Below are 22,211 nucleotides of genomic sequence, written 5' to 3' on the forward strand. Positions count from 1 at the left end.
TTTCTGCCTAACCTGTCGTCTTCGTAATCGCGTCTGATCAGAGACACGTTATGATGGGCGAAATTCACCCTGATATGAGGGATTGGTATGTCGATGCTTGGTTCGATCAAAACACTGTCGGTGGCGTTGATGATCTCGGCCATCGTGGGCTGTGCGACCGTTGGGAAAGACTTCGCCACCCACAATGTGGACCAGATCCAGATCGGTGAAACCACACGGGCGGATATCCAGGAGATGTTCGGCGAGCCGTGGCGCACCGGGATCGAAGACGGCAAACGCACCTGGACCTATGGCAAGTACAAGTGGTCTGCCTTTGGTGATGCAGAAACCACCGACCTGGTTGTTCGGTTCAACCAGGCGGGCACGGTCTCGTCTTACGTCTACAACACCACTGAATAAACTGGCAAAAGATCAGGCCCGGGGCTGCCTTCAGCCCCGCAAACCTCCTACCAGCTTGTCGATGCTGTCCTTGGCATCGCCGAACAACATGCGCGTGTTGTCCTTGAAGAACAGCGGATTCTCGACGCCGGAATAGCCGGTGGCCATGCCTCGCTTGAGCACGACAACCTGTCCAGCCTTCCAGACCTCCAGCACCGGCATGCCGGCGATCGGGCTACCGGGATCTTCTGCTGCCGCCGGGTTCACGGTGTCGTTGGCGCCAATAACCAGCACCACGTCGGTATCCGGGAAATCATCATTGAGTTCGTCCATTTCCAGAACGATGTCATAAGGAACGTGGGCTTCCGCCAACAGTACGTTCATATGCCCTGGCAGGCGGCCGGCCACCGGATGGATGCCGAAGCGCACGTTTACGCCACGGTCCCGAAGGATCTTGGTCATCTCGCTGACGCCGTTCTGGGCCTGCGCGACCGCCATGCCATAACCGGGCACGATGATCACCGACTGGGCGTTGCGCAGCTCTTCACAGACCTCATCCACACTGGATTCATGCACGGTCTGGTCAGCATCGGCTGCAGCCGAGCTGCTGCTGGTCTGGCCAAAGCCGCCGAGAATCACGCTGATGAACGAGCGGTTCATGGCCTTGCACATAATGTAGCTGAGGATGGCACCGCTGCTGCCCACCAGGGCACCAACGACAATCAGCAGATCGTTGCCCAGCATGAAGCCGATGGAGGCTGCGGCCCAACCGGAGTAGCTGTTGAGCATGGAGACCACCACAGGCATGTCGGCACCGCCGATGGCCATGATCAGATGAATGCCGAGGACCGAGGCAATGACGGTCATCAGAACGAGCGCCACGATGCCCAGGGCCATGCTGTCGGTACCCAGGAACCAGGCCCCGAGGAAGACACAGACGATAACGCCTGCCAGGTTCATCAGGTGCCGGCCGGGCAGGGTCAGGGCCTTGCTGTCGATGCGACCATCAAGCTTGCCGCAGGCCACCAGCGAACCTGTAAAGGTCACCGCACCAATGAAGATGCCAACGAAGACTTCCACCAGCTTGATGGTGTGCTCCGCGCCGGAGGTTGCAATCAGAGGCTCGATGTAGCCTGAAAAGCCGACAAACACGGCTGCCGCGCCCACAAAGCTGTGAAGCAGGGCCACCAGCTGTGGCATCTGGGTCATTTCCACCTTGTTGGCGATAGCAATGCCGATGCCGGCACCCAGCAACACGGCCACCAGGATCGAGACGATGCCGCCGTCAACGCTGGCCAGGGTGGCTCCCACGGCGATGATAATACCGGCGACGCCGTAGAGATTGCCTCGTCGTGCCGATGTCTGGTGGCTAAGGCCACCAAGGCTGAGAATAAACAAGATACTTGCGACCACGTAGGCCACGCTCACCAGTCCTGTGCTCATATCGGGCGTCTCCTACTTGCGGAACATTTTGAGCATGCGATGGGTGACCCGGAAGCCGCCCCCTACGTTGATGCTGGCAATCAGCACCGCGATAAAGGCCATGATCCCGACGACAATGTTCTCCGCCTGTGCCAGGTGCAGAATCGCACCGATCACGATGATGCCACTGATCGCGTTGGTTACGCTCATAAGAGGCGTATGCAGGGAAGGCGTGACATTCCAGATGACCTGCCAACCGATAAAGCAGGACAGAACAAACACGGTAAAGTGCTGCAGGAAGCTTTCCGGCGCGTGTGCGCCAACCCCGTAGAGTGCCAGGGCGGTTACGGCCAGAAGGACGCCTTTGCCGATCAGGCTCTTGCGATCGGCATCTTTCTTCGCGGCGGCCTTGTCAGCGGCCGACGGCTCCTCCGTACCCGGTGCCGGCTTGGGACTGACCGGTGCCTCCGGTTGTGGTGGTGGCCAGGTGATGTCGTCTTCATGAACAACGGTGAGACCACGGATGACATCGTCTTCCATGTTCACCACGGGTTTGCCGTCTTTCTCGGGTGTCAGCTCGGTCAGCAGATGCACCAGGTTGGTGGCGTAGAGCTCACTGGCTACCTTGGCCATGCGGCTGGGCAGGTCGGTGTAGCCGATCAGGGTTACGCCGTGCTCATGCGCCACTTCGCCAGGCTCGGTGAGCTCGCAGTTGCCGCCCCGTTCGGACGCCAGATCCACAATCACGCTGCCGGGCTTCATGGATTTCACCATGTCTGCCGTGATCAGCTTCGGCGCCGGCTTACCGGGAATCAAAGCGGTGGTGATGATGATGTCCACCTCTTTGGCCTGCTCGGCGAAGAGTTCCATTTCCGCCTTGATGAACTCGTCGCTCATCTGCTTGGCGTAGCCGCCGCTGCCGCTGCCGTCCTCGTCTTCGAAGTCCAGCATCAGGAACTGGGCGCCCATGCTCTCAACCTGTTCTTTCACTTCCAGGCGAGTATCGAAGGCCCGCACGATGGCGCCCATGCTGTTGGCAGCACCAATGGCTGCCAGGCCGGCAACGCCGGCACCGATCACCATGATTTTGGCCGGTGGCACCTTGCCGGCAGCCGTGACCTGGCCGGTAAAGAAACGCCCGAAATGGTTGGCCGCTTCGATCACCGCCCGATAGCCGGCTATGTTGGCCATGGCGCTGAGGGCGTCCATCTTCTGGGCGCGGCTGATGCGGGGCAGGCTGTCGATCGCAAAAGAGGTAATCTTTCTGGCGGCCAGCTTTTCCAGGAGTTCCGGGTTTTGCGCTGGCCAGATGTAGCTGACCAGAAACGCGCCCTCTTTCATGAGGTCCGCTTCGTGTTTACCCAGCGCCGGATTTTCCATGGGCGCGCGGACTTTCAGAATGAAGTCGGCTTCCTTCCAGAGCGAACTGGTGTCTGTTGCGATGGCTGCGCCCACTTTTTCATAGGCAGCATCGGAGTAGTTGGCCGCCTCGCCGGCGCCTCCTTCCATGATGACGTCGTAACCAAGTCCGACTAATTTGTGAACAGAGGGTGGCGTTGCAGCCACCCGCCTCTCATCCTCGAAAATTTCCTTGGGGATACCGATTTTCATGTTAAGCGCGTCCTCCGGAACGACCGACTCAATGGATATCTCGGTTTTTACGTAGCCGACGATGGTACCAGATTCGCTGAGAAACACCTAAATGAGAACCTTTACGGTCAAATGACGGTACCGAAGGCTAGGGAAGGCGGTGTCGCAGAGATTGAATCGACGATTCCGACAGGCCGTCCAGAATGGCGCCCCGGAATTGTCGGTTGATGAAACGCTCGGTTTCGGTCTGGATGGTTTCCCGCTGTGCCGGTTTCTCGATGTAGTCCATCGCCCGGAACAGAATGTACCGAATGGTCATGCGGGATATTTCATGAATAGTCTCCGGTGGCAGGTCGCTGACCAGTTGACGCTCGATAATATCCTCGGCCATCTCTTGGGCGCTCGCTTCCAGCTGGGATTCGAGCGCACGACGCAGTACCGGCGAGGGGCCGTGAAGTTCCCGGACAGCGACAGTGATGGCCGCCGGATTGGCCAGGAAATAGTGGTAAACGAAGGCCACCGTATCCCGCGACGCCTGTTCCGACGAATCGGCCATCTGGCGCAAGTCCCGTACTCCGGCTTTCATCTCCTCGGCAATGTAACCCAGTACCGTTAGCCCGAATTCATCGAGGCTCTTGAAGTGCCGGTAAAACGTGTTCGGATTCAGCCCCGCCTCCCGGGCCAGTTCCCGCAATCCCAGCGATGTCAGGCTCCGGGTTTCGGTAATCAGCCGAAGTGCAGCCTGAATGAGTTTCAGCTTTCCGCCGGTTATTACGCTCATCTTTTTCTCATTTTTGGAGATCGGGCCTGCAGGCGGGGCCAAGTATTAGTCAACGCAGGCCATTCGCTGCTCCGTTGGTATACGGCTGTATACCCACCTGTGTATACATATGTCTACCGGCCATGATGACCCGCCGGACAACAACAGACAAGGCCAGCAGGAGTGCAGCAATGACACAGAACACACAGATCGCCATCATCGGCACCGGCTTCTCCGGCCTGGGCATGGCTATCAAACTCAAGGAAGCCGGTTACAACGACTTCGTGATCTTTGAACAAAGCGACGACATCGGCGGCACCTGGCACCAGAATCATTACCCGGGGTGTGCCTGTGACGTTCAGTCTGCACTCTACTCCTTCTCCTTCGAGCAGAACCCGAACTGGAGCCGGATGTATGCCCAGCAAAGTGAGATCAAGGCCTACCTGAAGCATTGTGCCGAGAAATACGGACTGATGAAGCATATCCGGCTGAACACCCATGTGGCCGGGGCGCGATTTGATGAGAACCATCAACGGTGGGTTGTTGAGACCTGTGATAGTCCGGCGCTTTGGGCGTACATGCAGGAGAGAGGCGTGAAGCCGGGAGACCGGTTGGATCGAACCGATAAGGGGCTGCCGGAATTCAGTACCTTGAGGGCCGATATCCTCGTTTCCGGAATGGGGGGATTGAGCACGCCGGCGTATCCGGAGATAGAGGGGATTGAGTCCTTCACGGGCAAGCGTTTCCACTCCAAGGACTGGGATCACGACTACGACCTGAACGGCAAGCGGGTAGCGGTGATTGGCACCGGAGCGTCGGCCATTCAGTTTGTTCCGGAAGTGGCGAAGCAGGCGGCGAAGGTCGATCTGTACCAGCGCACACCTCCGTGGATCATGCCCAAGCCGGACCGTGCCATCCGACCAATGGAGAAACGGCTGTTCCGGTTGTTCCCAGAAACACTCAATGCGTTCAGGCAGAGTATTTACTGGTCGCTTGAGGCGCGGGTACTGGGCTTTGTGGGCAACCCGCGTATTCTGAAGCTGGGTGAACTGCAGGCCCGCCGGCATATTCGCAACCAGATTCCGGACAAGGCCTTGCGCAAAAAGGTTACCCCGGATTTCCATTTCGGCTGCAAACGGGTGCTGATTTCCAACAACTACTACCCGGCACTGGCCCAGGACCATGTGGATGTGGTGACCGATGGTATCCGTGAGGTGCAGGGCAACACCGTGATCGATGGTCAGGGCAACATGCGCCAGGTGGATTGCATCATCTACGGCACCGGTTTCCGAGCCCAGGACCCGATTCCCGCGGGCATGATCTTTGGCCGTAATGGTGAGGATCTGCTGGACGCCTGGAAGGATGGCGCCGAAGCGTATAAAGGCACCACCATCAGTGGCTTCCCGAATTTCTTCATGCTGATGGGGCCGAATACCGGCCTCGGCCACAGCTCCATGGTGTACATGATTGAGAGCCAGATTCAGTATGTGCTGGATGCCCTCAAACAAATGCAGCGGCATCAATGGAGCACCCTGGAAGTGCGGCAGGACGCCCAGAGCCGTTACAACGCTTCCATTCATGCCAAGCTGGGCGATTCCGTATGGCAGACCGGGTGCAAGAGCTGGTATGTCAACGAAAACGGCAGGAACACGACGCTGTGGCCGGGTTTTACCTGGCAGTTCCGGAACCAGACACGGCGATTTGACGCAGAGCAGTACCTGTGTAAAGGCACCAGTGACAGCGTCGCCGGAGTTGATCCTGCCATGGCGGTCTAGCGTCGGATCAGCGGGGGCATTCAGACGCCTTTTGACGGTGGATAAGTTGCGTTTTGGCCCGGATGGCCAATACTTAAGGCAACGGTCTTGCCGGTATCGGCCAAGGATGTCCCCCAATGAAGCTGTTTCACTGCGGCCGATGCGCCAACCTGCTGTACTTCGAAAACAGCTGCTGTACCAGTTGCGGAGCAAGCCTCGGCTTCGCGCCGGATGTCATGGACTTGCTGGCTATCGAGCCAAACGATGATGGCACCTGGGCGGCCGTCGCCCGGGGCGACCTCTACAGGCTTTGTGGCAACTATCAGAGCCAGGGTGCCTGCAACTGGCTGATCCCTTCTCCGGACTCCCATACCTTCTGTGTCGCCTGCCGACTGAACCGCACTATCCCCGATCTCAGCATCCCGAAGAACAACGATCTCTGGCGGCGTCTGGAGAAGGAAAAACGGCGTCTGGTGTATTCAGTGTTGCGCCTTGGGCTGCCCTGCGAACCCCGTAATGAGGACCAGTACGGGCTTGCATTTGATTTTCTGGCTGACCAGCCGGCGATGTTCGACGAACGCGCGAAAGTAAAAACCGGCCACGCCAATGGTGTGATAACCATGAACATAGCGGAGGCTGACCCCGTAGAGCGCGAGCGTATGCGGAGCCAGATGGCCGAACCCTATCGCACTGTTTTGGGGCACTTTCGCCACGAATCCGGCCACTACTACTGGGACCTGCTGGTCCGAACCGGCCCCTGGCTTGGCCCAGTGCGCGAGATGTTCGGGGACGATACCAGAGACTACAAACAGGCTATGGACCAGCATTACCAGTACGGCCCGCCCGGTGACTGGCAGAGCTGGTACATCAGCGCCTATGCCAGCAGCCACGCTTGGGAAGACTGGGCAGAGACCTGGGCACATTACCTGCATATGGTGGATACATTAGAAACAGCCTGGCAGTTCGGGATGCGAGTGAATGCCCGGCAGCGCCCGGTAATGAACAGCGAACCAGACCCTGCGTTTGATCCCTACCAGGCTGACGATTTCGATGCCCTGATCAAGCACTGGTTACCCCTGACGCTTGCGCTCAACAGCCTGAACCGAAGCATGGGGCATGAGGACGCCTACCCCTTCGTGCTTGCCGATCCGGTGGTGGAAAAGCTCCGCCTGGTACACCGAATAGCTCACGGTGGTTAATGAAAGGACCCCAAATGAAAAAGAACAAATCGATTGACTGGAAAAACTACGATCCCAATGACTTTTTCGATGAACTGATTGCCGCGAAGGGCAAGCCCCGGCCTGCGGCCACGGCTATTACCGACTATCTGGGCAATCTCGGTTCCGAGGAGATCCAGGCACGCCAGCAGGCGGCCGAACTGGCGATACTGGAGATGGGGATCAGCTTCACCATCTACAGTGAGGGCGAAAACATCGATCGGGCCTGGCCTTTCGACATCATTCCACGGGTTATCTCGCTCAGGGAGTGGGAAGCCATCGAGCGGGGCCTGGCGCAGCGTCTGAAAGCCCTCAATATGTTCATCAACGACATCTACAACGACCAGAACATCGTCAAGGACAAGGTGATCCCGAAGTATGTGTTCGCCAACTCGAAGAACTTCCGCGAGCAGTGTCGGGGTTTTACGCCGCCATTGGGGGTTTGGGCGCATATCTGCGGATCCGATCTGGTGCGTGACAAAGACGGCACCGTGTATGTCCTTGAAGACAACCTTCGGGTTCCCTCTGGTGTCTCCTACATGCTGGAGAACCGGCAGCTGACCAAACGGGTGTTCCCGGAGTTGTTCGATAACACCAATATCCTGCCGGTGGATGACTACACCAACCAGTTGTTCGACATGCTGGCGTCGATTTCGCCCCGGCCTCAGGACCACCCGAAGATTGCGGTGCTCACACCGGGTATTTTCAACTCCGCCTATTTCGAGCATTCCTTCCTGGCCCAGCGCATGGGCGCTGAACTGGTCGAGGGGGCCGATCTGGTGGTTGGCGAGGATGACTGTGTCTACATGCGCACGGTTGAAGGGCTGGAACGTGTGGATGTGATCTATCGCCGCATTGATGACGATTTCCTCGATCCGGAAGAGTTCCGCGCCGATTCCACCCTGGGCGTGCCCGGTCTGATGCGAGCCTGGCGCAATGGCAAGGTTGGCCTCGCCAATGCACCGGGTGCCGGCGTGGCCGACGACAAGGTGATCTACGCCTTCGTGCCGGACATGATCCGTTACTACCTGGATGAGGAACCGATCATCCCGAACGTGCCCACCTACATGTGTGTGAACAAGCAGGATCAGGAGTATGTCCTTGATCATCTCGACGAGCTGGTGGTCAAGCCCGCGAACGAGTCCGGGGGCTATGGCATGCTGGTGGGGCCGCATTCCACCAAGAAACAGCGCACCGAGTTCGCGCGCCTCATCAAGAAGAACCCGCGTAATTACATTGCCCAACCCACACTGAGTCTCTCTGTGGCGCCAACCCTGTGCGACGAGGGCCTGGCGCCCCGACACCTGGATCTTCGGCCTTTTGTGCTGCAGGGCGTGAGAACCTACGTTACGGCCGGCGGGCTCACGCGGGTGGCGATGCGAAAAGGCTCCCTGGTGGTGAATTCGTCCCAGGGCGGTGGAAGCAAGGATACCTGGATCGTGGACGAGGAGAATTGATGTGCTGTCACGTGTAGCGGAACGACTGTACTGGATGGCCCGATACCTTGAGCGGGCCGAGAACAACGCCCGGATGATCATGGCCTTTAATTCGCTGTCTCTGGACATGCCCCGGGAAACTCAGTTGTCCTGGAAGGGACTGGTGGCGGTGACGGGCATGGGCGCCTTGTTTGATCAGCACCATCAGCGCGCTGATGAACGTAATTGCGTGAAATTTCTGATGGCGGATGGCTACAACCCGAGCTCCATTGCCTCCTGTATCAAGGCTGCCCGGGAGAACGTGCGCACCACCCGGGACCAGATTCCAACCGACGCCTGGGAGGTGATCAACGAGCTGTACCGGTACATCCTGGAGCACATAGACCAGGGGGTTGGTAAGCGGGCGAGGTACGAATTCCTCAATGAAATCGTGGGTCGCTGCCAGATGCTCAATGGTTTGCTGGCCGGTTGCATGAGTCACGATGAGGGGTATGACTTCATCCGGGTAGGCCGCAACCTTGAGCGGGCGGACATGGCCACACGGCAGATTGAAGTGGGCGCCCTTCAGTTCCTCGATGGCTGGGATGGCACCGAAACCTATGGCGGGCTGTTGTGGACCAGTGTGCTGCGTTATCAGAGCGCGTTCCAGATGTACCGGCACAATGTCCGGCGCAAGGTCAGCGGGCCCCTGGTTATTCGCTTCCTGCTGCAGAACGAGCCGTTCCCGCGGTCGGTGTTGCACAGCCTCAGCGAAGTGGCCAACGCGCTCGGGCGCCTACCAAGGAACGAGATTCCGTTACGCACCGCGTTGCAGGCGGTACGTCACACCCGGGAGGGCGACGTGGATGCGCTGATCCGCAAGGAAGACGTGATCCTGTTCCTGGAAAACCTGCAGTTGGAGATTGGCGAGCTCCACGAGGACATTGCAGAGACCTGGTTTCCTGTCTACGAGACAGCCTGAAACTCCTAATTTCATTCGCCTGCGAGATAGGTTCAATGTCGATTCATGTTGCCCTGAGCCATACCACCCACTATTGCTATGAGCGCCCGATCACCCTTGGGCCCCAGATAGTTCGTTTGCGTCCCTGTCCGCATGCGAGAACCCGCATCCTCAGCTACTCGCTGAAGGTCGAACCCGACGGTTATTTTCTTAACTGGCAACAGGACCCGCAGGCCAATTACCTGGCCCGCCTGGTGTTCCCCGAAAAAACGGGCGAGCTGAAGATCACGGTGGACCTGGTTGCCGAGATGGCCGTGATCAACCCGTTCGATTTCTTTCTGGAACCCAGAGCGGAGACCATTCCTTTCGACTACGAGGACTGGCAGACGGCAGAGCTGGCGCCTTATTTACAGAAACTGCCGGAAACACCGGAATTCCGTAAGTGGATGGCCACCATAGACCGCAAGGAAACCCCCAGCGTGGATTTCCTGGTGGGTGTGAACCAGAGTCTTGCTGATCGCGTTGATTACCTGATCCGGATGGAGCCAGGTGTACAGACCCCGGAAGAAACCCTGAAAAAGGGCTCCGGCTCCTGTCGGGATTCGACCTGGTTGCTGGTGCAGACGCTTCGGCATCTGGGGCTGGCGGCGCGCTTTGTGTCCGGCTATCTGATTCAGCTCAAGGCAGACCAGAAAGCACTGGATGGTCCCTCGGGCGCTGAGGAAGACTTCACCGATCTGCACGCCTGGTGCGAGGTCTTTCTGCCCGGCGCGGGTTGGGTGGGGCTGGACCCTACCTCCGGCTTGTTTGCCGGAGAAGGGCATATCCCACTGGCCTGCAGCCCGGATCCGTCCTCGGCGGCGCCGATTACCGGCATGGTTGAGGAGTGCGGGGTCGAGTTCGAGCACCAGATGAGCGTCCAGCGCATCTGGGAAGCACCTAGGGTGACCAAACCCTATACCGAGGCCCAGTGGCAGCGCATCGTTGGGCTGGGCCATGACGTGGACCAGCGTCTGACAGAACTGGATGTACGTCTGACCCAGGGCGGTGAGCCTACCTTCGTGGCGAATCACGACCGGGACGAGCCGGAGTGGAACACCGAGGCCATGGGCCCCACCAAGCGCAAGAAGGCCATCGAGCTCTATCACCGGATGCGGGACCGCTACGGCGCTGGCGGGCTGGTTCATTTCGGGCAGGGAAAGTGGTATCCGGGTGAGCCGCTGCCCCGGTGGTCCCTGAACTGTTACTGGCGCAAGGACGGCGAGCCAATCTGGCGGGACGAGCGCTGGCTGGCGGATGAGCGCATCGAAGGCAACGCAAGCCCGGAAGATGCTCACAGGTTTTTGTCGGCCCTGGCGAAAAAGCTTGGTGTTGATGAAAAACAGCTGTTCCCGGGGTTCGAGGATGCCTTTTATTACTTGTGGCGGGAACGACGTCTGCCGGTCAACGTCGATCCTTTCGATGCGAAACTCGAGAATGCCCTGGAGCGCAAGCAGCTGCAGCAGATTTTCAGCCGGGGTCTGGATGAGCCTGTGGGCTACGTGCTCCCCCTGCGTGTCTCCGAAAAGGGACACGAATGGGAAACCGGCCCCTGGTTCCTGCGCAGCCAGCGCTGTTATCTGATTCCGGGCGGCTCACCCATGGGCCACCGGCTGCCCCTGGACAGCCAGCCCTGGGTGGAAGAAGCGGATTACCCCTGGATACACGAGCAGGATCCCTTTGCGCCCCGCGGCCCTTTGCCCGGCAGCGAAGAGATCCGGCAATGGAACAGTGGCCAGGCCGGCCAGTCGTCTCCGGAGCGGGAGCCTCCCGCAAAAGGAAAGTCAGCACCCGAGATTGTCCGAACGGCCCTGTGTGTGGAGCCCCGGGAAGGCATTCTTCGCATCTTCATGCCGCCGTTGGAGGAGCTGGAGCCCTACCTTGCCCTGGTGTCAGCGATCGAGAAAACGGCCGCGGAGCTACAGCAGCCGGTCCTGTTGGAGGGGTACGAGCCGCCTTCGGACCCGCGGTTGAGTCATTTCCGGATCACGCCGGACCCCGGGGTGATCGAAGTGAATGTGCAGCCGGTTCGAACCTGGGATGAGCTGGTTGAACAGACAGAGACTCTCTACGCGGACGCGTATGAGTGTCGGCTGACCTCCGAGAAGTTCATGATGGACGGTCGCCATACCGGCACCGGTGGTGGCAACCACTTTGTTCTCGGTTCCGCGAAAGCGGAAGATTCTCCGTTTCTGCGCCGCCCGGATCTTTTGCGGAGCCTGATCAGCTACTGGCATAACCATCCCAGCCTGTCTTACCTGTTCTCCGGCCTATTCATCGGCCCCAGCTCCCAGGCGCCACGGATTGATGAGGCGCGCAACGACCATGTGTTCGAGATGGAGCTGGCGTTCAGGGAGATGGAGCGGTTATGCCCTGTGGGCAAAAAAGTCGCACCCTGGGTGGTGGACCGTTTGCTTCGGGACCTGCTTACGGACGTCACCGGCAATACCCACAGGGCCGAGTTCTGTATCGACAAGCTCTATTCCCCGGACGGCCCGGGTGGGCGTCACGGTCTGCTCGAGTTGCGGGCCTTCGAGATGCCACCCCATGCCCGCATGAGCCTGACCCAGCAATTGCTGCTGCGGGCGCTGGTGGCCCGATTCTGGGAGCAGCCCTACAAACCCAGCGGGCTGGTGCGCTGGGGAACCGAGCTGCACGACCGGTTCCTGCTGCCTCACTATGTCTGGCAGGACTTCGAGGACGTCATCGACGATATGAAGGCCCAGGGTTACCCGCTCGAGAGCGAGTGGTTCGCGCCCCATTTCGAGTTCCGGTTCCCCCGAATCGGCGATTACAAGGTCAAGGGCATAACCCTTGAGCTGCGCTCGGCTCTGGAGCCTTGGCATGTGACCGGGGAACACGGCGCGATCGGCGGCACCGCCCGCTACGTGGATTCTTCCCTCGAGCGTTTGCAGGTGAAGGTACGCGGCGCTGCCCCGGATCGTTACCAGATTACCTGCAATCAGGTGCCTCTGCCGCTTCAGCCAACAGGGATGGTGGGTGAATCGGTCGCCGGCGTCCGGTACCGGGCCTGGCAGCCATCCCAGTGCATGCACCCGACCATTGGCGTGGATGGGCCTTTGGTGTTTGATATCGTGGACACCTGGAACGAACGCAGCCTGGGCGGCTGTGAATATCACGTGACCCACCCCGGTGGCCGGAATTTCGAAACTTTGCCGGTGAACTCGTTCGAAGCGGAAGGCCGCCGCATGGCGCGCTTCTTCCGGATGGGACACAGCTCGGGGCAACAACCCCTGCGGCCGGTTCCGGAGCACCGGGAGTTCCCGTTCACCCTGGATCTGCGATATCACAAATAAGATGCCTGGACGTGTGGTTTGATGCTGGCTCCGGAGAGTAGAAAGCGGCTATGCTTCCAGCTCACTGACTAACGGAGCCTGAATTCAAGGTGGCGAAGCAGCAAGCAGTTACTGACATCCTCCGCCAGTACCATCCGGTGCCGGACCGGTTTGATGAGCTTGGCACCGAGGGTTCCGGGCCCAAGTCGCACTGGCGGCCGTTGTTGCAGCAGCTGAACCTTGAGTCTGTCGCCGGTCTCAACCTCAGGGCTCAGGCGGTTTCCAATGCCATCGCCGAAGATGGCGTAACCTACAACGTCTATGAAGATCCCCGCGGCGATACCCGACCCTGGGAGGTGGATCTGCTGCCGCTGGTGTTGGGCGCCGATGAGTGGCAATGGCTCTCGAAAGCCGTCGCCCAGCGTGCAGAGCTCCTGGACAGCGTTCTGGCCGATCTTTACGGCGAGCAGTCGCTGTTAAAAGAAGGTCTGATGCCTCCGGCCCTGGTCTATGGGCAGGCGGGTTTCCAGTGGCCCTGCCAGGGGATTCAGCCTGCCGGGGGCCGGTTCCTGCATCTGTATGCCGTGGATCTGGCGCGCGCACCAGACGGCGGTTGGTGGGTGATGGCCGACCGTACCCAGGCGCCCTCCGGCGCCGGTTACGCCCTTCAGAACCGGCTGGTGATTTCCCGGGCGTTCCCGGCGCCATTCCACAACCTGCCGGTAACCAACCTTTCTGAATTCTTCCAGGGTTTCCAGAACAGTCTGGCGGGCATGTCGCCAGCCGGAACCGAGTCACCGCTTTGCGTTCTGCTGACTCCGGGCCGTTTCAACGAAACCTATTTCGAACATGTGTTCCTGGCCCGTTACCTGGGTTTGCCGCTGGTCGAGGGCCAGGATCTGACCGTGCGTGATGACACCGTCTACCTGAAAACCCTCCAGGGTCTTCGGCGGGTGCACGCGATCTATCGCCGGCTGGACGATGGCTTCTGTGATCCGCTGGAGCTCCGCGCCGATTCCGTGCTGGGGATTCCCGGGCTTCTGGGAGCGGTGCGGGCAGGCAAGGTTCTGATGGCAAATGCCCTCGGATCAGGCGTTCTCGAGAGTGCCGCGTTGTTCGGCTTCCTGCCGGAGATTTCGAAAAAGCTGCTGGGGTCGCCGTTGATCATGCCGTCAGTGGCGTCCTGGTGGTGTGGTGAGAAACCGGCTCTGGAATATGTCATCGAGCACCTGGATGAGCTGGTCATTAAACCGGCCTTCGCGAGCATGCGAATGGAGCCGGTGTTCGGTTACCAGGTGAAAGGTGCAGAGCGGGACGCCCTGATCAAGAAGATGCATGCCCATCCCCATGCCTTTGTCGGCCAGGAACTCGTCCATCTTTCCCAGGCGCCGGTCTGGAAGGGGGATCCGGAGCAGCCGCTGGCCACCCGTTCCATCGGCCTGCGGCTGTTTGCGGCGGCCACGCCTTCCGGCTGGCGGGTCATGCCCGGCGGGCTGACCCGGGTCGCCATGGATGCGGGTGTGGAAGTCATCTCCATGCAACGGGGCGGGCTGTCGAAGGACACCTGGGTACAGGCTCGCTACACGGCCCCCTCCAAGTCACTGATCAAGAAACGGCTGCAGGTGTCTGACCTGCTCGACGGCGAGCGGGACACGCCCTCAAGGGTGGGAGAAAACCTGTTCTGGATGGGCCGGCATTCGGAGCGGGCGGAGGGAACTGCCCGTTTATTGCGGGCGGCGTTCAACCGCCTGTCGGGCCATGATCAGGCCAGTGAAGAAGCCTTGCTCGGGCTGCAACAGGCAGCCGAGCAATTCGGGACCCTTCCGGAGCCCGAAGAAGATGCGGTCCCCGAGCCGCTTCCCGAGGCGTTGTTGAGAGCGGTGAGTGACCTGCAATTTCCGGGTTCGATCGCGTCGATTCTCCAGGCCCTGTTGTTCAATGCCAGCCAGGTCCGGGACCGTCTGTCTTCCGACAACTGGCACACGCTCAATCGGGTGGGCAAGCCCCTGAGCCCGGCGCCAACCACGCCGGACCGGTCGATTCGGGCACTGAACCTGGTGTTGCTGGACTGCATCTCCCTGGCGGGCTTTGCGATGGATGACATTACGCGGGATGCCAGCTGGGTTTTCCTCGTGATCGGCCGGCGCCTGGAGCGACTGGCCAATCTCTGTACGCTGATTTGCGTGCCCCTGTTCAGCGACCGGTTCAGCCGCCATGCCATGCTAGAATGGTTGCTGGAAGTGGCCAACTCGGAAGTCACCTACCGCACCCGGTACCGTCGGACACCAGAGCTTCTGGGGGTACTCCATACCCTGGTGATAGACGCAAGCAATCCTCATTCGGTGATGTTCCAGCTGCGCCAGCTGCAGAAGGACCTGCCGGAGATGGGGCGTAAAACCGGCCAGCTGTTTCCGCCGGATCTGAACGAATCGCTGCAGCGGCTGCGAGCGCTTGATTTGCATCCGTTTGAGCGTAAGCGCCCGGATAAAGCCTGTGAAGCCCTGGCGGAGCTATTGTGTGACATCCGGTCGGAGGCCTATCGTGTCTCTGATGAAATCCAGCGGCAGTGTTTTATTCACACCCGGTATTCCGACCGGTCTGTGAACCCGGATTGAGGCGTCTGTCATGACATTTGTCCGTTACCATGTGCGTCATGATACCCTCTACCAGTATGATCAGGTGGTGGGGGAGTCCCACCATTTGTTGAGGCTCACGCCGCGGGCGTTGCCCTGGCAGCGGAATCTTGAGCATCACCTGGCGATCTCACCGGAACCCTCTGCAAGGCGTTCCTTCCTGGACTGCTTTGGCAACCGGATTACCAAGATTCATTTCACCGCCGACCACGAGTACCTGGAGATCATCAGCGAATTCTGGGTGGAGCTTCGTGAACGTCCGAAGCCCTCGGCAGCCGCTGCAAAAGTACCCTGGGAAACCGTGCGTGACAGCCTGCGGTACCGCGCCGACAGGAAGTTCCCGCCGGACCATCTTCAGGCCACGGCGTTCCGGTTTGTCTCCACCAATGTGCCCATTGATTCCCAGTACGCCGCCTATGCCCGGGAGGCGTTCCTTCCGGGGCGGCCGCTGGTGGAGGCGGCCGATGCCCTGATGCGGATGATTCATCGCGATTTCAGCTTCGATGCAACGGCGACGGAAACCTTCACCCCGGTCGAGCAGGCGTTCAAGGCCCGTCGCGGGGTCTGCCAGGATTTCTCCCATATCATGATTGCCTGCCTGCGCTCGGTGGGCCTGGCCGCGCGTTACATGAGCGGGTATATCCTGACCCATCCGCCCGAGGGCAAGGAGCGACTCGTCGGTGCAGATGCCACCCATGCGTGGGTGGCCGTCTTTGTGCCGGATTTTGGTTGGCTGGAACTGGATCCTACGAATGCCCTGAGGCCGGATCTGGAACACATTACCCTCGGCTGGGGCAGGGACTTTTCCGATATCACACCGATGCGGGGTGTCCTGCTGGGCGGTGGTGGACATGAACCGGAGATTGCCGTGACCGTGGTGCCCGAGGAGGAGTTCGCCTCCCTGTACGGCGACGGCGAAACCTATCTGGAAGAACTGTCGACTTAACCGAATCCACCCGTCCGGCTATGGTTAAGCTTATCCATACGTTCACTTCCTTACGGCAGAGTGCACAGTAGCAAGCTATGCTTGCGGGCTTTCGATGGCACCTGGACGACACGGAATGATTGAAACGTTTTTCTCGACTTACATCAGCAGCACCATTCGCTTCCTGTTCCTGCTGGCACCGTTTTTCGTGGTGACCATGTTCCTGGCGTTGACCCGGGGCCTGCCGGCAACCGAGAAGACGTCGATTATCCGCCGAGCCTGCGTTTCGGCCTTTATGATGGGCGTGATTCTGTTCTTTGCCGGCCCGCTGCTGTTCAGCGCAATTGGCATTACCCTCAATTCGTTCCGGATCGGTGCCGGTAGCCTGCTGTTCCTGACCGCCATCAGCCTTGTGACCAGTGGTACCCGAAATCACGCCACCGGATTGCCCGATGAGGATCGCGATGACATTGCCGTTGTGCCGTTGGCCATTCCGGTGATGATTGGGCCGGCCACGATTGGTGCGATCATGGTGTATGGCGCCGAGCTTAACCGGGTATCCGAAGTGGCAGGCGGGCTTCTCGGGCTGGTATCGAGCCTGTTGATCCTCGCGGTGCTGCTGCACCTGTCGGGCTACCTGGAGAAGGTGCTGGGCAAGACCGGCCTGAACATCATGTCCAAGATCAGTGGTCTGATCCTCTCGGCCATGGCGGCTGAAATCGTGCTTACAGGTATTGCGGGGTTTATTGCTTCTACCTAGGGTGCTGAGAGTTCGTCTTATTATCAGATTCACCGGGTGGATTCGGGGGTCGGAACTTCTTCTTGAAAATTCAGCGAGGCTTTTGGGCGGATATCAAAGTAGTCGTCGTACCGCCCGTTGCTTCTGAATTTGGCAAGTTGCCGATTAAAAGCTTCGACCAGGCGTTGCGTTGCAGGCTCATTTTTAGGGAATAACAGGAAACTTTCGTTCTCGAGAATAGGCTTCGGGTGGTGGGTTACCTTCTGAGCTTCCGTTGGGCCGATTTCCCGGTTCAGGATGTAATATCCCACGTTGATCTCTTCCGGAAAAACATCGATACGACCAAATAACAGCTTTCTAAAATTCAGAACAGTTGAAGCCGCCTGATCGACGGAGAGCAGCTTGTTGTCCACGGCGGTATCGAAGTCAGGCCCATAGCTGTAACCGATACTTGTGCCAATCCTCAGGTCCGATAAGTCAGAAAGGTTTTTCCACTCAAGTGGTTCATCCTCCAAATAAAACAGCACAAATCGCTCCTTCATCACCGGGTCGCTGTAGGTGAAATCCTGCTCTCTTTCCGGAGCATACATCCAGATAGCGGTGGCGTGATGATTACCTAAGGCTGCTTCGCGATAAGCGCGTTGCCACGGCCGGAAATGGAAGGTTACCGTATAGCCCTCTTCGGCAAATATGTCTCTGACCAGGCGGGCGACGGATCCTTGGCCCGCTTCCTCTTCAATAAAGAATGGTGGCCAGTCGCCGACACTGATATCGAGGTGCTTTCCGGGATCAGCTTGAGCGCAACACGCCCAGAACATCCCGACAGCCCCAATCACCGTGATAAACTTTCGAGTCTTCATAAGCCGAGTCTAATTTCTGACCGCTGGCCAGTTAGTGTACGTGTCGAGTAAGCCTGCCAAATCGAAAGCCCAGTTCGAGCTGCTGCGCCAGCTATCAGCATGCGCGAGTTAAAGGCAGTCTGGTGCGAAACGGCGGCTCACATAACTGCATGGATCGTTCGTCGATCCGTTAAGTTCAATAATAAGAGGATTCCTTGATGAGAGACACTAGTATCTCGCGAGGGGTATGTTTTCTCTTTAGGATGCCTGATGTCTGCAAATACCATTGAGCACAATCGCAAAAAGCACGATTTCTCGGGCGTGGAGTCGGTCTGGCTGTTTGGTTACGGCTCTTTGATTTACAAGGTCGACTTCCCCTTTCTTGAGCAACGCCCTGCCTCGATTCGAGGGTGGGAGCGTCGGTTCTGGCAGGGTTCCCACGATCATCGGGGCACACCGGAGGCCCCCGGCCGCGTGGTTACCCTGGTAGAAAAGCCGAATGCTGTCTGCAAGGGCATGGCCTTTCGGGTATCGCCCAAGGTGTTCGAGCACCTGGATGTCCGTGAAAAGAACGGCTATCTGCGCCTGAGCATCACGCTCAGTTTCGATGATGGCAGCCATGCCGAGGGCCTGGTTTACATTGCCACCGAAGACAACGAAGCCTTCCTGGGCCACGCGCCGGATGCAGATATTGCCCGCCAGATTGCTTCTGCCTCAGGCCCCAGTGGCCCGAATGCCGATTATCTCTTGCGCCTTGCAGAGTCCCTGAGGGCAATGGGTGCCGATTGCCCGCACACCTTTGCCATCGAATCCCACCTGCGTGATGAGTTGAGCTAAGTCCGTTTAAGTTTGCTTTAAGGTTCGGGGAGCACACTCACCAGACCTTGAATCACACTTATCCCGGAAAATCCCATGGGCTTGTCCTCAAAACCCACTCTTCACGCGCAGCCGTTTGTGCATAGCGGAACCGGTCGGTTTCAATGGCCTGCAATCAAACCGCATTGGCTGGTGTTGATCAGCGCCCTTGCCCTGACCGCTCTGTATAACGTTCCTTTCTACACCGCCATTGATCGATACGTCGGCTTTGATCAGCCGATGCTGATGTTCAAACTCGCGTTTTTGCTGCTGCTGGTCAACCATCTCCTGATCAGCCTGTTTTCGGCACGATTTATCCTGAAGCCGGTACTGGTGTTTCTGTTTTTGAGTGCAGCGCTCAGTGGGTATTTCATGAACGCGTATGGCGTGCTGATCGACAAGCACATGCTGCAGAACGTGTTCGAAACCGATGTGCAGGAGGCTCGCGGCCTGCTGAGCCTCGGACTGCTTGTGCACATGGCGCTCTTTTTTGTGATTCCGGTTGTGCTGCTCTTTCTGGCACGCGTGAGCTGGCCTGCGGGCCTGAAAAGGATCACCCATTGGCTGGCCCCGATCATTGTTGATATCGCTCTGATTCTGGTACTGGCGTTGACCAGCTATCAGGAGATGGCTTCAACGTTCCGTAATCACCGCGACATCAAGGATCTTGTGGTGCCGGTGAACAGTGTTGCTGCCCTGGCATCGCTGGGTAGCAAGGTGGCTGCGGCGCAGTTTCCCCAGGAATACCAGCAGGTGGGGCTGGATGCGACGGTTTCTCTCCCGGTTTCCGATCGCAGCAGACCCAATCTGGTGGTTTTCGTTCTTGGTGAAACTGCGCGCGCAGACCATTTTGGTCTGAATGGCTATCAGCGCGATACCACCCCGGAGCTCAGTAAACTGGCCCGGCAATCGGGCGGAACACTGGTCAATTTTCCCCGGGTATCCTCCTGCGGGACCGCAACGGCCTTGTCGGTGCCCTGTATGTTCTCGTGGCTGGGCAGATCGGATTACGATGAAGCCGTGGCCAAGAACAGTGATAACTTCCTGGATGTCATGACCCGCGCCGGCATTGTCAGTACCTGGCTGGATAATAACTCTGGCTGCAAGGGCATGTGTGACCGGATTCCGACCGTTCGTCCGGAGGATACCGACCTCTGCCAGGGCGAGTACTGTGATGATCTGGTACTGCTGAAGGGTGCCCATCAGCAGCTCGATGCCGCAGACAACCATGACCATTTCATGGTGCTGCATCAGCTTGGCAGTCACGGTCCCGAGTACTACAAGCGCAGCAAACCGGACCAGAAAAAGTTCCTGCCCGAGTGTCAGAGCAATGAACTGCAGAGCTGTGACCAGCAGGCCATCATCAACGCCTACGATGACAGTATTCTGGTAACCGATCGCTTGCTTGGGGAAACCGTGCGCATGCTGAAATCCATGCAGGCGGATTACAACACGGCCCTCGTGTATGTCTCTGACCATGGCGAGTCACTGGGCGAGGGTGGCATCTACCTGCACGGTATTCCCTACATGCTGGCGCCGGAGGCCCAGACCCATGTGCCCATGGTTGTGTGGTTGTCAGACGGTTTCCGGATGGATAACCGGATTGATGCCGAGTGCGTCAACCGGATCGCATCGCAACCGTTGAGCCACGACAACCTGTTCTCCTCCATGCTGGGACTGATGAATGTGAAGACCGGGGCGATCAAGCCATCGCTCAATATTTTCGAGGACTGCAGAACCACCTGAGGCGCCGAACGTTTTCTTCACCTTCTGACAAAAAATACGACACTACCGGCCACTCAAACGTCAAGCTGACGGGGCCTTGCGTAAAGATCCTGCAAAGCCGGCCCCAAGGCACTGACATTCGCTCCCGCTTCGATAATCTGGGTTCAGAGGCATCCGGCACGGGGTCCGGATGCGAGATCTGTCTCTGAGCAGAACGGGAGAATCATCATGAAGCGACTGTTGATCGGAAGCCTGGTAACGGCATTCCTGATGGCATCGGCTCCGGTGATGGCCGGTGACGATGACCGCCGCGGTCATGGCTGGCAACCGCACCATGAGCGGGGGAGTGCGCTACCCCCGGGCCACCAGAAAAAGTTCCTGCAGGCCCACTATCGGGAGGACCGTCACCATCGGCATCACCACAAACCACGGCACTACAAGAAGCATCAATGGGACCGGAAGTACCACGATCGCCACAGGTACCACGGTGACAAGCGCGGATGGGGCAAGAAACACAAGCGGGATGTCTATCGCGACAGATACGATCGTCGGCGCGACTGGCACCGTCACCATTCGGGCCATTACCGCATCAAACTCGGCTATGGTGACGGATTGCCGCCGGAGGCCCGTATCGGTCGGATTATTCACGACACTCACGTGCTAATTGAATCTTCCCGGCACTGAATGATTCCTCCTGGTTCCGGCGCCCCTGTTGCTCCGGGACCGGGTTGAACCCCCTTGCAGGTTCCTTGCGCCGGTGCTGCAGACCAATGAGCAGCAGGGGCACCACAATCATCAGGCTGCCAGCCAGGAACCACAGGTCGGGCACTTCACCGAACCAGATCCAGCCAATCCCTACGGCCCAGATAAGGCCCGTGTATTCGGCACTGGTGACCTGGTTGGCATCCACCTGCCGATAGGCCAGCAGTACGGTGATGTTGTAGCCGAGAATAAACAGCGCGGAGCCCATGGCACCGATCAGGATGCCAGAATCCCATTGGGCGCCTTCCCACCAGGCCAGTGCACCCGCTGCGGGCAGAATCAGCAGGTAATTCAGGAACAGTTTGTGAGCGGTGCTCTGCTGTTTCGGCAGTTTTCGGACCAGCACGGCGTTGATGGCCAGGGCAAAGGCAGAGCCAAGCGCCGCCACGGCCGCCCAGTTGAATTCCACCGGCCGAAGGATCAGCACGATGCCGGCAAAGCCGCTGAACACAGCGCTGACACTCAGCGGCGTGAGCTTTTCCCGGAACAGGAATACCGAGAGCACCATCACCAGGATGGGCGCGGCGTAGAACACGGCGTTAGCGGTCGCCAGCGGCAGGTTGGCCAGGGCGACTACCATGCAAAGCAGGCCGGCCAGGTGGATGTGGGCCCGGAAGGTGTGGATTTTCAGGCCGGCGAACAGGTTTTTCCGGTCCAGTTGCCCGGCCATTGGCAGCAGGAGTGCCAGGGTGATCAGGCAGCGCAGGAAGGCAAACTGGAACACCGGGGCGCCGGGTTCGAGGAGTTTGATGAACACGTCAGAGATCAATGCCATGGCGTTGCCGATCACCAGCAGCAGGATGGCGCTGTTTACGGTTTTTCCTGACATTTTTTTCTCCTCAATTCTTCAACTTTGGGTGCATGAGCCCGGTCAGCAAATGGCTTCCGAAAACCGCTGCGA

At 58.8% G+C, this 22,211-nt stretch carries 17 protein-coding genes; 12 read left to right on the top strand and 5 right to left on the bottom strand.

What is annotated here, in order from left to right:
* The first annotated feature begins 93 nt into the window (after positions 1-93).
* On the top strand, positions 94-399 hold the full coding sequence (gene bamE, locus CFB02_RS15255) for an outer membrane protein assembly factor BamE (protein WP_088558675.1): 306 nt from the start codon (positions 94-96) through the stop codon (positions 397-399).
* A 30-nt stretch (positions 400-429) separates the two neighbouring features.
* Here bamE and pntB read toward each other — a convergent pair whose 3' ends face one another.
* From pntB to CFB02_RS15270, 3 genes are all read right to left on the bottom strand, one after another.
* Positions 430-1,821, bottom strand: coding sequence for a Re/Si-specific NAD(P)(+) transhydrogenase subunit beta (gene pntB, locus CFB02_RS15260; protein ID WP_088558676.1), 1,392 nt, complete (start codon positions 1,819-1,821; stop codon positions 430-432).
* Between the two features lie 12 nt (positions 1,822-1,833).
* Positions 1,834-3,411: a Re/Si-specific NAD(P)(+) transhydrogenase subunit alpha gene (locus tag CFB02_RS15265; protein ID WP_088559269.1), complete on the bottom strand. Its 1,578-nt coding sequence runs from the start codon at positions 3,409-3,411 to the stop codon at positions 1,834-1,836.
* A 127-nt stretch (positions 3,412-3,538) separates the two neighbouring features.
* A complete protein-coding gene (locus CFB02_RS15270; protein ID WP_088559270.1) occupies positions 3,539-4,171 on the bottom strand; it encodes a TetR family transcriptional regulator in 633 nt (210 codons plus the stop codon).
* Between the two features lie 170 nt (positions 4,172-4,341).
* Between CFB02_RS15270 and CFB02_RS15275 the strand changes: the two genes are divergently transcribed.
* The 8 genes from CFB02_RS15275 to CFB02_RS15310 all read left to right on the top strand — a co-directional run bounded on the left by CFB02_RS15275 (position 4,342) and on the right by CFB02_RS15310 (position 17,150).
* Complete coding sequence (locus CFB02_RS15275; protein WP_088558677.1) at positions 4,342-5,925, top strand: flavin-containing monooxygenase; 1,584 nt, start codon at positions 4,342-4,344, stop codon at positions 5,923-5,925.
* A 116-nt stretch (positions 5,926-6,041) separates the two neighbouring features.
* Complete coding sequence (locus tag CFB02_RS15280; RefSeq protein WP_088558678.1) at positions 6,042-7,103, top strand: putative zinc-binding metallopeptidase; 1,062 nt, start codon at positions 6,042-6,044, stop codon at positions 7,101-7,103.
* Positions 7,104-7,117: 14 nt separating this feature from the next.
* Positions 7,118-8,578, top strand: coding sequence for a circularly permuted type 2 ATP-grasp protein (locus CFB02_RS15285; RefSeq protein WP_088558679.1), 1,461 nt, complete (start codon positions 7,118-7,120; stop codon positions 8,576-8,578).
* Position 8,579: 1 nt separating this feature from the next.
* Positions 8,580-9,518, top strand: a complete 939-nt coding sequence (locus CFB02_RS15290) for an alpha-E domain-containing protein (protein ID WP_088558680.1) — start codon at positions 8,580-8,582, stop codon at positions 9,516-9,518.
* A 35-nt stretch (positions 9,519-9,553) separates the two neighbouring features.
* Positions 9,554-12,853 (top strand): DUF2126 domain-containing protein, encoded by a 3,300-nt coding sequence (locus CFB02_RS15295; protein WP_088558681.1) that lies wholly within the window; start codon positions 9,554-9,556, stop codon positions 12,851-12,853.
* Between the two features lie 89 nt (positions 12,854-12,942).
* Entirely contained in the window at positions 12,943-15,447 is a 2,505-nt protein-coding gene (locus CFB02_RS15300) for a circularly permuted type 2 ATP-grasp protein (RefSeq protein ID WP_088558682.1), read from the top strand.
* A gap of 10 nt (positions 15,448-15,457) precedes the next feature.
* On the top strand, positions 15,458-16,411 hold the full coding sequence (locus CFB02_RS15305) for a transglutaminase family protein (RefSeq protein ID WP_088558683.1): 954 nt from the start codon (positions 15,458-15,460) through the stop codon (positions 16,409-16,411).
* Between the two features lie 115 nt (positions 16,412-16,526).
* Positions 16,527-17,150 carry a MarC family protein gene (locus tag CFB02_RS15310; RefSeq protein ID WP_088558684.1) on the top strand — a complete coding sequence of 208 codons (624 nt, stop codon included), beginning with the start codon at positions 16,527-16,529 and terminating at the stop codon, positions 17,148-17,150.
* A gap of 29 nt (positions 17,151-17,179) precedes the next feature.
* Here CFB02_RS15310 and CFB02_RS15315 read toward each other — a convergent pair whose 3' ends face one another.
* Positions 17,180-17,989, bottom strand: coding sequence for a substrate-binding periplasmic protein (locus CFB02_RS15315; RefSeq protein WP_088558685.1), 810 nt, complete (start codon positions 17,987-17,989; stop codon positions 17,180-17,182).
* Positions 17,990-18,238: 249 nt separating this feature from the next.
* Between CFB02_RS15315 and CFB02_RS15320 the strand changes: the two genes are divergently transcribed.
* The 3 genes from CFB02_RS15320 to CFB02_RS15330 all read left to right on the top strand — a co-directional run bounded on the left by CFB02_RS15320 (position 18,239) and on the right by CFB02_RS15330 (position 21,232).
* The gene (locus tag CFB02_RS15320; RefSeq protein ID WP_088558686.1) at positions 18,239-18,805 is read left to right on the top strand and encodes a gamma-glutamylcyclotransferase; all 567 of its coding nucleotides are present in this window, start codon (positions 18,239-18,241) and stop codon (positions 18,803-18,805) included.
* 75 nt (positions 18,806-18,880) lie between these two features.
* Complete coding sequence (locus CFB02_RS15325) at positions 18,881-20,569, top strand: phosphoethanolamine transferase (RefSeq protein ID WP_088558687.1); 1,689 nt, start codon at positions 18,881-18,883, stop codon at positions 20,567-20,569.
* A gap of 207 nt (positions 20,570-20,776) precedes the next feature.
* Positions 20,777-21,232, top strand: a complete 456-nt coding sequence (locus CFB02_RS15330) for a hypothetical protein (protein ID WP_088558688.1) — start codon at positions 20,777-20,779, stop codon at positions 21,230-21,232.
* Here CFB02_RS15330 and CFB02_RS15335 read toward each other — a convergent pair.
* Entirely contained in the window at positions 21,189-22,139 is a 951-nt protein-coding gene (locus CFB02_RS15335) for a DMT family transporter (protein WP_088558689.1), read from the bottom strand. The two genes, CFB02_RS15330 and CFB02_RS15335, sit on opposite strands and share 44 nt — an antisense overlap.
* Between the last annotated feature and the right edge of the window lie 72 nt (positions 22,140-22,211).

Source organism: Marinobacter sp. es.042 (assembly GCF_900188315.1).
Classification (GTDB): Bacteria; Pseudomonadota; Gammaproteobacteria; order Pseudomonadales; family Oleiphilaceae; genus Marinobacter.